At 77.1% G+C, this 10,087-nt stretch carries 2 protein-coding genes; both read right to left on the bottom strand.

The window, feature by feature from the left end; all coding sequences use genetic code 11:
* Nucleotides 1-6,455: type I polyketide synthase (locus ABZY91_RS40115; RefSeq protein ID WP_355408983.1), on the bottom strand; the 6,455-nt coding region annotated here is incomplete at its 3' end.
* A gap of 79 nt (nt 6,456-6,534) precedes the next feature.
* Nucleotides 6,535-10,087, bottom strand: a 3,553-nt coding sequence (locus tag ABZY91_RS40110; RefSeq protein ID WP_355408981.1) for an SDR family NAD(P)-dependent oxidoreductase, incomplete at its 5' end; no start/stop codon positions are given.

Here is a 10,087-nt window from a genome sequence, read left to right as displayed (position 1 = left end):
ACGTGGGGGGCGAGGGCCTGTTCGCACTGGTTCATCTTCTCGGCGAAGACGGGTGCGGTGTCGAGGAGTTCGACGGCCATGCCGGCCCACTGCGAACCCTGCCCCGGGAAGACGAAGACCCGACGGCCGCCGGCGTCCGCGGCGCCCCGCACGAGGTGCTGGTCCTGGCCACCGGCGGCCAGCGCCGCCAGCGCGCCCGCCCGGTCGCCGCCGAGCAGCACCGCCCGGTGTTCGAAGGCACCCCGCCCGGTCGCCAGCGAGTGGCCGACGTCCACCGGATCGCCACCGGTGGCGCGCAGCTGCCCGCCGAGCCGGCCGGCCAGCGCGGCCAGCGCCTCCGCGCTCCTGGCCGACACGGGCCAGGGCAGTTCGACGGGTGCGGGCTCCCGCGGCGGGGCGACGGCCTCCTCGGGGGCCTGCTCCAGGACGGCGTGCGCGTTGGTGCCGCTGAAACCGAACGACGAGACGGCGATCCGGCGCGGGCGCCCGTCCTCGGTCTCCCACGGGCGCGCCTCGGTCAGCAGCTCGACCGCGCCCGCCGACCAGTCGACGTGCGGGGTCCGCTCGTCCGCGTGCAGGGTCCTGGGCAGGACGGCGTGACGCAGCGCCAGCACGCTCTTGATCACTCCGGCGACGCCCGAGGCGGCCTGGGTGTGGCCGATGTTGGACTTCAGCGAACCCAGCCACAGCGGCCGGTCCCCGGGCCGCTCCCGCCCGTAGGTGGCCAGCAGCGCGTCCGCCTCGATCGGGTCGCCCAGCGTGGTGCCGGTGCCGTGCGCCTCCACCGCGTCCACCTCGGCGGCCGACAGCCCGGAGTTCGCCAGCGCCTGACGGATCACCCGCTGCTGGGCCAGCCCGTTGGGCGCCGACAGGCCGTTGCTGGCACCGTCCTGGTTGACCGCCGAACCGCGCAGCACCGCGAGCACCGGGTGGCCGTTGCGGCGCGCGTCGGAGAGCCGCTCCAGCAGCACCACGCCCACGCCCTCGGCCAGACCCATGCCGTCCGCGCTCGCGCCGAAGGCCTTGCAGCGCCCGTCGGCGGCCAGCCCGCGCTGGCGCGAGAAACCGACGAACACGCCCGGGGTGGCCATCACGGCCACGCCGCCGGCCAGCGCCAGCGAGCAGTCGCCGCTGCGCAGCCCCTGCGCCGCCAGGTGCAGGGCGACCAGCGAGGAGGAGCACGCGGTGTCGACGGTGATCGCCGGACCCTCCAGGCCCAGCGTGTACGAGACCCGCCCGGAGACGACGGAGGCCGCGGCCCCCGCCACCAGGTGGCCCTCGGTGCCCTCCGGCGCGCCGGAGGCCGCGATCGAGGTGTAGTCCTGGTAGTTGACGCCGACGAAGACCCCGGTCCGGCTCTCCCGCAGCCCGGCCGGGTCGAGACCGGCCCGCTCCAGCGCCTCCCAGGAGCTCTCCAGCAGCAGCCGCTGCTGCGGGTCCATGGCGACCGCCTCGCGCGGGCTGATCCCGAAGAACGCCGGATCGAAGTCGCCCGCGTCGTACAGGAAACCGCCCTCCTTGACGTACGAGTGGCCGGCCCGGTCCGGGTCCGGGTCGTACAGGTCGGCGGGCCAGCCGCGGTCGGTGGGCAGCGCGCCGATCGCCTCGCCGCCGTCCAGCAGCAGCTGCCACAGCTTCTCCGGCTCGTCGATCCCGCCGGGGAAGCGGCAGCTCATCGAGACGATGGCGATCGGTTCGTCCGGGTCGCCCGCGGTGCCGGCCGACGCGGGCTCCGGCCGCGCCCGGTCGAGCAGCAGTTCGCCGCGCAGCGCGATGGCCAGGGCCTGTGCCGAGGAGTGGTCGAAGACCACGGTGGTGCGCAGCCGCAGGCCGGTGGCCGCGTTCAGGCGGTTGCGCAGCTCGACGGCGATCAGCGAGTCGAAGCCCAGCTCGCGGAAGGCGCGGGTGGGCGTGACGGCGTCCACCGAGTCGTGCCCGAGCACGTCGGCGGCGTGCCGGCGGACCAGCTCCAGCAGGATCCGGTCCACCTCGGCGTCGGACTGCCCGCGCAGGGCGCGGCGCAGCGCGGCGCCCGCCTCGCCGTCCTCGCCCCGCTCGGCCTCGGCCGCCTCCGCCAGCGCCCTGACCTCGGGGATCTCGGCGATCAGCGGGCTGGGCCGCACCGAGGTGAAGACCGGTACGAACCGCGACCAGTCGACATCGGCGACCAGGACGGTCGTCTCGTCGTCGTCCAGTACCCGCTGCAGGCCCGCGAGCGCGAGCCGGGGGTCCAGGAACGGGATGCCCCGCTCCATCAGCTGGCGCTCCAGCTCGGTGGTGGCCAGCCCGCCGCCGGCCGCGCTCCAGATGCCCCAGACGATCGAGGTGGCCGCCAGGCCCCGGCCGCGCCGGTGCTCGGCCAGCGCGTCCAGGTAGGCGTTGGCCGCCGCGTAGGCGCCGTGGTCCGCGCTGCCCCACACGCCGGAGACCGAGGAGAACAGCACGAAGGCGTCCAGCTCGGTGTCCCGGAAGATCTCGTCGAGGTGGGCCGCGCCCAGGGCCTTGGCCTCCAGGGTGGCCGCCAGCTCCTGGGGCCCGAGCTCCCGGACGGTGCCGAGCTGCACGGCGGCGGCGGTGTGCAGTACGGCGCGCACCGGGTCGCCGGCCGCGGCCAGCCCGTCCACCAGCGCGCGCAGCGCGGTGAGGTCGGCCAGGTCGCAGGCGGCCAGGGTGACCCGGCAGCCCAGCACGCCCAGCTCGCGGGCCAGCTCGGCGGCGCCGGGTGCCCGTTCGCCGCGCCGGCTGACCAGCACCAGGTGCTCGGCGCCGGTCCGGGCCAGCTGCCGGGCCACCTGGGCGCCCAGGCCGCCGGTGCCGCCGGTGATCAGCACGGTGCCGCTCGGGCGCCAGTCGCGCCGCGCCGGGGCCTGGGCGGCCCGCACCAGCCGGCGGGCGAACACCCCGTCCGGGCGCAGCGCCACCTGGTCCTCGGCGCCGTCGCCCGCCAGCAGCGCGAGCAGCCGCCCGAGCGCCCGCTCGTCGTCCCGCGCCCGCTCGTCGGCCGCCGCCCGCGCGCCGTCCCGTGCCGACGGCCCGTCGAGGGGCGGCAGGTCCACGAGGCCGCCCCAGAGCGCCGGGTGCTCCAGCGCCACCACCCGGCCCAGGCCCCAGACCTGGGCCCGCAGCGGGTGGCTCGGCCGCTCGCTCCCGCCGGTGGCGACCGCGCCCCGGGTCAGGCACCACAGCGGTGCCCCGGCGTCCAGCTCCACCAGGGCCTGCACCAGCGTGGTGGTCGCCGCCAGACCGGCCGGGAGCGCGGGCAGTCCGGGCACCGCCCGGTCGTCCAGCCCGAGCAGGCTGACCACCCCGGTCGGCCGGGGGCGGCCCTCCAGCGCCGCGCGCAGCCGCTCGGCCAGCGTGTCCCGGTCGACCGAGGGATCGTCGACGACGACCGGGAGCACCTCGGCGCCGGCCGCGGTCAGCAGGGCGGCCAGCCGCTCGCCCGCCGGGTCCGCGTCGGGCGCCCCGGCGCCGCTGACCAGCAGCCAGGTGCCCTGCGGCGCGGTGGCCGCGGGCTCGGGCAGGCGGCGCCAGGCGAGCCGGTAGCGCCAGCCGTCCAGCACGGTCCGGTCGTGGCGGTGGCGCCGCCAGCCGGCCAGCGGTGCCAGCACCTCGCGCCAGCCGTCCGCGCTCACGCCCAGGGTCGCCGCCACCGCGTCGGCGTCCTCGCGGTCCACGGCGGCCCAGAAGTCGGTGTCCGCCGGGTCGGCGGCCGCCACCGGCGAGGCCGAGGTGTCCAGCCAGAACGGGCGGTTCTGGAACGCGTAGGTGGGCAGTTCCACCGGGCCGCCCGGGTGCGCGTCGAAGAGCGGCGAGAAGTCCACCGGCACGCCGTTCACCTGTGCCTGGGCGAGCGCGAACAGGAGGCGCGCGAGCCCGCCCTCGTCACGGCGCAGCGTGCCGAGCACCACGGTGTCGGTGTGCCCGACGTCCTCCAGCACGTCCTGCATCGGCACGGCCAGCACCGGGTGCGGGCTGATCTCCACCAGCGCCGCGCCGTCGTGGCCGAGCGCCGAACGCAGGGCCGCGTCGAAGTCCACGGTCTCGCGCAGGTTGCGGAACCAGTAGCCGGCGTCCAACCGGGCGGCGTCCAGCCGCCCGCCGGTGACGGCGGAGTGGAACGGCACCCGGCCCTCCAGCGGCCGTACGTCGGCCAGCGCCGCCAACAGTTCCTCGCGCACGCTCTCCACGTGCGCCGAGTGGCTCGCCACGTCGACGGCCACCCGCCGGGTCCGGATCCCCTCGGCCTCGCACGCGGCCAGCAACTCGGCCAGCTCGGCCGGGTCGCCGGAGACCACCACCGAGGCCGGGCTGTTGACGGCGGCCACGGACAGCCGGCCCTCCCAGCGGCGCAGCCGCTCGCGCACCCGCGCGGCCGGCAGGTTCACCGTGGCCATCGCGCCGGTGCCGGACAGCGGCCGCTGGAGCCGGCTGCGCAGTGCGACGATCTTGGCGCCGTCCGCCAGACTCAGCGCGCCCGCCACCACGGCGGCGGCGATCTCGCCCTGGCTGTGGCCGACCACGGCGGCCGGTTCGACGCCGTACGAGCGCCACAGCGCGGCCAGCGAGACCATCACCGCCCACAGGGCCGGCTGCACCACGTCGATCCGCTCCAGCGGCGGCGCGCCCGGCTCGTCGCGCAGCACCTCGACGAGCGACCAGCCCACGTGCGGTTCCAGGGCCTCGGCGCAGTCGGCCACCGAGCGGGCGAAGACCGGGGATTCGACGAGCAGCTCACGGGCCATGCCCAGCCACTGCGAGCCCTGGCCGGGGAAGACGAACACCGTCCGGTCCCGCCCGTCGCCGAACGCGCGGGCGGACACCGCGCCCGGCGCGGAGGCGTCCTCGGCCAGGGCGGTCAGCCCGCGCAGCAGGTCGCCGGGCTCCGCGCCCACCACCGCCGCGCGGTGCTCGAAGGCCGACCGGGTGGTGGCCAGCGCGCGGCCGACGTCCACCGGACGCAGCTCGGGGCGGGCCGAGAGGTGCGCGGCCAGCCGGGCCGCCTGGGCCCGCAGCGCCTCCGGGCTCTGCCCGGAGACCAGCCACGGCACCGCCGCCGGCCGGCCGGCGGGCGCGGCCTGCGCGGGCTCCGCCGCCGGGGCCTCCTCCAGCACCACGTGCGCGTTGGTGCCGCTCATCCCGAAGGAGGAGACGCCGGCCCGGCGCGGGCGCCCTTCCGGCCGCCAGTCCCGTGCCTCGGTCAGCAGCTCCACGTCCCCCGCCGACCAGTCGACGTGCGGGGTGGGCGCGTCCACGTGGAGGGTGCGCGGCAGCACCCCGTGCCGCATCGCCAGCACCATCTTGATCACGCCCGCCACACCGGCCGCGGCCTGGGTGTGGCCGATGTTGGACTTCAGCGAGCCCAGCCACAGCGGCCGGTCCGCCGGGCGCCCCTGCCCGTAGGTGGCCAGCAGCGAGTCCGCCTCGATCGGGTCGCCGAGCGTGGTGCCGGTGCCGTGCCCCTCGACCACGTCGACGTCGGCGCCGGACAGACCGGCGTCGGCCAGCGCGGCCTGGATGACCCGCTGCTGGGAGGGGCCGTTGGGGGCGGTCAGGCCGTTGCTGGCGCCGTCCTGGTTGATGGCCGAGCCGCGCAGCACGGCGAGCACCGGGTGGCCGTTGCGCCGCGCCTCGGAGAGCCGTTCGACCAGCAGTACGCCGACGCCCTCGCCCCAGCCGGTGCCGTCCGCGGCCGCCGCGAACGGCTTGCACCGGCCGTCCGCCGCCATCCCGCCCTGGCGGGCGATCTCCAGGAAGGCGCCGGGCAGGGCCATCACGTTGGCGCCGCCGACCAGCGCCAGCGAGCACTCGCCGGACCGCAGGGCCTGGGCGGCCAGGTGCAGGGCGACCAGTGAGGCCGAGCAGGCGGTGTCCACGCTCAGTGACGGGCCCTCCAGACCCATCGCGTACGAGACCCGGCCCGAGAGCACGCTGATCGCGTTGCCGGTCATCAGGAAGCCCTTGACGGCCTCCGGGGCGCTCTGCCCCAGCGTGCCGTACCCCTGGTCCACGGCGGTCACGTAGACGCCGGTGGAGCTGCCGCGCAGCGCGTGCGGGTCGATGCCGGCCCGCTCCACGGCCTCCCAGCAGGCGAGCAGCAGCAGCCGCTGCTGCGGGTCCATGGCGACCGCCTCGCGCGGGCTGATCCCGAAGAACGCCGGGTCGAAGCCGCCCGCGTCGTCCAGGAACGCGCCGCGCGCCGGGGAGCCGCCGGCCGCGAGCGCGCCCAGGTCCCAGCCCCGGTCGCCGGGCAGGCCGGTCATCGCGTCCCGGTCGGCGGCCAGCAGCTCCCAGAGGTCCTCCGGGGTGCTCACCCCGCCGCCGAAGCGGCAGCTCATCGAGACGATGGCGATCGGCTCGTGGCTCTTGGCCTCGGCCTCGCGCAGCCGCTCCCGGGTCTGCTGGAGGTCGATGGTCACGCGGTTGAGGTAGTCGCGCAGCTTCTGGTCGCTCACGGGGTTTCCTGCACCTTCGTCTTGAGGAGGGGGGAGTCCTGCGCGGGGGCGTGTGCGCGCGCCGTCGGGCGCGGAGGCCTCACTGCCCCTCCAACTGCTGGTCGAGATAGGCGAAGATCTCGTCGTCGGTCGCGGCGACGATGGCGTCGGCGCTCGCTGCCCCGGCCGGCGGGCGCTCCGCCGTGCGCGCCAGCACCTCGCGCAGCCGGCGCGCCAGTTCCTCGCGGACCGGGGCCTCGGGGTCGAGCGTCGCGAGCATGGCCTCCCACTGCTCCAGACCGGCGAGCAGGGCGTCCGGGTCCGCGGCGGTCGCGGCGGGGGAGCGCTCGGCGGCCTTCGCCGCCAGCCGGCGGGCCAGCGCCTCCGGCGTCGGGTAGTCGAAGACCATGGCGGCCGGCAGCCGGACCCCGGTCGCGGTCACGAGGCGGTTGCGCAGCTCGACGCCGGTCAGCGAGTCGAAACCGATCTCCTTGAACGGGCGGGCCGGCCGGATCCGCTCCGGCGAGGAGTGCCCGAGGACGGCGGCGGCGTGACCGCGCACCAGGTCGAGCAGCAGCCGGTGCGACTCGGCGGCGCTCAGCGTCGCGAGCTGCTCCAGCAGACCGCTCGCGGCCTGCCCGCCCGGCCTGGCCGCCGCGGCCCGCGGCCTGGAACGGCGGACCAGCCCGCTCCACAGCGCAGGCCCGTCCGCGCGCAGCGCCGCCCGGTCGACCCGGGCCGCCAGCAGGTAGTGGTGCGGGCCGGCCAGCGCCAGGTCCAGCAGCGCCAGGCCCTCGGCGGAGGAGAGCGCGCCCACCCCGCCCCGGGCCATCCGGCGCAGCTCGGCGCCGCCGATCCGCTCGGTCAGCGCGCTGCGCTCCTCCCACAGGCCCCAGCCGACGGACAGCCCCGGCCGCCCCTCGGCCCCGCGCCGGACCGCCAGGCCGTCCAGGACGGCGTTCGCCGCCGCGTAGTTGGCCTGCCCGGGGGTGCCGAGCAGGCCGGCGCCGGAGGAGAACAGCACGAAGGCCGCCAGGTCCTCGTCGGCGGTCAGCTCGTGCAGCGCGATCGCCGCGTCCGCCTTGGGCCGCAGGACCCGGGACAGCTGCTCGTCCGTCAGCGACTCGGCGAGCCCGTCGTCCAGCAGGCCGGCCGCGTGGACCACGGCCGTCAGCGGACGGTCCCCGGGCACGCCCGCCAGCAGCCCGGCCAGCGCGCCGCGGTCCGCGACGTCGCAGGCCGCCACCGTGGCCCGCGCGCCCAGTTCGGCCAGTTCGGCCACCAGCGCCCCGGCGTCCTCGGCCTGCGGCCCGCGCCGGCTCGCCAGCAGCAGGTGGCGCACGCCGTGCCCGGTCACCAGGTGCCGGGCCACCAGGCGGCCCAGCGTGCCGGTGCCGCCGGTGATCAGCACCGTGCCCTCGGGGTCGAGCGGGGTGGGCAGCAGCAGCACGTTCTTGCCCACGTGCCGGGCCTGGCTCAGGTGCCGCAGGGCCTGCGGCGCCTCGCGGACGTCCCAGCAGGTCAGCGGCAGGGGGGTGAGCACGCCGCGGTCGAACAGCGCCAGGATCTCGGTCAGCATCTCGCCGATCCGCTCGGGGCCGGCCTCCATCAGGTCGAAGGCCCGGTAGCCGACCCCCGGATGGTCGGCCGCGATCCGCTCGGCCGACCGGATGTCGGTCTTGCCGAGCTCCAGGAACCGCCCGCCGCCCGGCAGCAGCCGCAGCGAGGCGTTCACGAACTCCCGTGCCAGGCAGTTCAGAACCACGTCCACGCCGCGTCCCAGCGTGGCCGCGAGGAACCGGTCGGCGAACTCCAGCGTGCGCGAGGAGGCCAGCCGACCGTCCGGCAGACCGGCCTCGCGCAGCACCCCCCACTTGTGCTCGCTCGCCGTGCCGAAGACCTCGGCCCCGGCGTGCCGGGCCAGCTGGACGGCGGCCAGGCCCACTCCGCCGCTCGCCGCGTGGACCAGCACCGACTCCCCGTGGCGCAGGCCGCCGAGGTCGAACAGGCCGTAGTAGGCGGTCAGGTAGACGACCGGCACGGAGGCGGCCTGCGCGAACGACCAGCCGTCCGGGATCCGCGCCACCGTGCGCCGGTCCGCCACCGCCCGGGGGCCGAAGGCCGAGCCGAAGATCCCCAGCACCCGGTCACCCGGCGCCAGGTCGGTGACCTCGGCGCCGACCTCCAGCACCACGCCCGCGCCCTCGCTGCCCAGGCCCTGCTGGTCCGGGGTCAGTCCGAGGGTCACCGCGACGTCCCGGAAGTTCATGCCCGCCGCGCGGACCGCGATCCGCACCTCGCCGGCGCCCAGCGGCGCGGGCACGTACGGCAGCAGCGCCACGCCCTCCGGGGTGCCGTCACCGGTGGCCTCCAGCCGCCAGAGCGGCTCGTCCGGCGGGGGTGTCAGCAGCTCCGGGCGCGCCGCGGCGGCCAGCCTCGGCACCAGGAACTCCGAGCCGCGCAGGGCGAGCTGGTTCTCGCCCTCGGGCGGCAGCGAGCTCGGCAGGATGCCGGGGTGCTCGGTGTCGAGCAGGACGAAGCGGTCCGGGTGCTCGTTCTGCACACTGCGCAGCAGGCCCCAGACCGCCGCCTGGGCCAGGTCCACCGGCCGGTCGCCGGGGCGGGTGTGCACCGCGCCGACGGTGCGCAGCACCAGCCGGGAGTCGGCGAACCGTTCCTCGGCCAGCCAGTTCCGGACCAGCGCGAGGGCGCCTGCGACCGTGCGGTGCAGGCGGGCCGCCGGATCGGGCCCGTCGGTGCTCCCGGTGGCGTCGGCACCGCCGTCCGTACCGCCGTCGTCCGTACCGCCGTCGTCCGCGCCGGTGCCGTCCGCGCCGGTGCTGTCACCGGTCGGGCAGTCGGCGAAGAGCACGGGCGGGACGGGCTCCTCCCCGCCGGTCGGGTCGAACGCGTCGAGCGGGACCCAGGAGCCGACCGGACCGCCGCCGACGGCCTGCCAGTCGAGCCGGAACAGCCGGTCCCCGTCGGCCGCCGGTGCGAACGCGCCGGCTCCCACCGGGCGCAGCACCAGCGAGTCCACCGTCAGGACCGGGCGGCCCGCCAGGTCGTACGCGTCGAGCCGCACCGCCTCCGGGCCGTCCGCCGACACGCGGACCCGCAGCGAGGTCGCGCCGCTCGCGTGGGCGCTCACCCCGGTCCAGCTGAACGGCAGCCGGGCCTGGCCGTCCTGACCGGTCAGCAGCGCGCTGGCCTGCAGCGCGGCGTCCAGCAGGGCCGGGTGCGCGGTGCAGCCGGTGGCGTCGGCGTGCTGGCGCGGGTCCAGCGCGATCTCCGCGAACACCTCGTCGTCGCGTCGCCAGGCGGCGGTCAGGCCCCGGAAGGCGGGGCCGTAGCCGTAGCCGGCCTCGGCGAACCGGTCGTAGAGGCCGTCCAGGTCCACCGCCTCGGCCCGCGGGGGCGGCCAGCCGACCAGGTCCGCCCCGGTGGCCGGTGGTGGGGTGGTGAGGGTGCCGGTGGCGTGGAGGGTCCAGGTGGTGGTGTGTTCGGGGCGGGAGGAGATGGTGAGGGTGCGGTGGTGGGTGGTGTCGGGGGTGGTGGTGCGGATCTGGAGGTGGTGGGGGGTGGGGTCGGGGAGGGTGAGGGGGGTGTGGAGGGTGAGTTCTTCGAGGTGGGGGGTGTCGGTGTGGTGGGCT

The sequence above is a fragment of the Kitasatospora sp. NPDC002965 genome, from assembly GCF_040611255.1.
In the GTDB taxonomy this organism is placed as follows: domain Bacteria; phylum Actinomycetota; class Actinomycetes; order Streptomycetales; family Streptomycetaceae; genus Kitasatospora.
The sequence above is the reverse complement of the archived record's forward strand: the minus strand, read 5'-3'. Positions and strand labels throughout refer to the sequence as shown.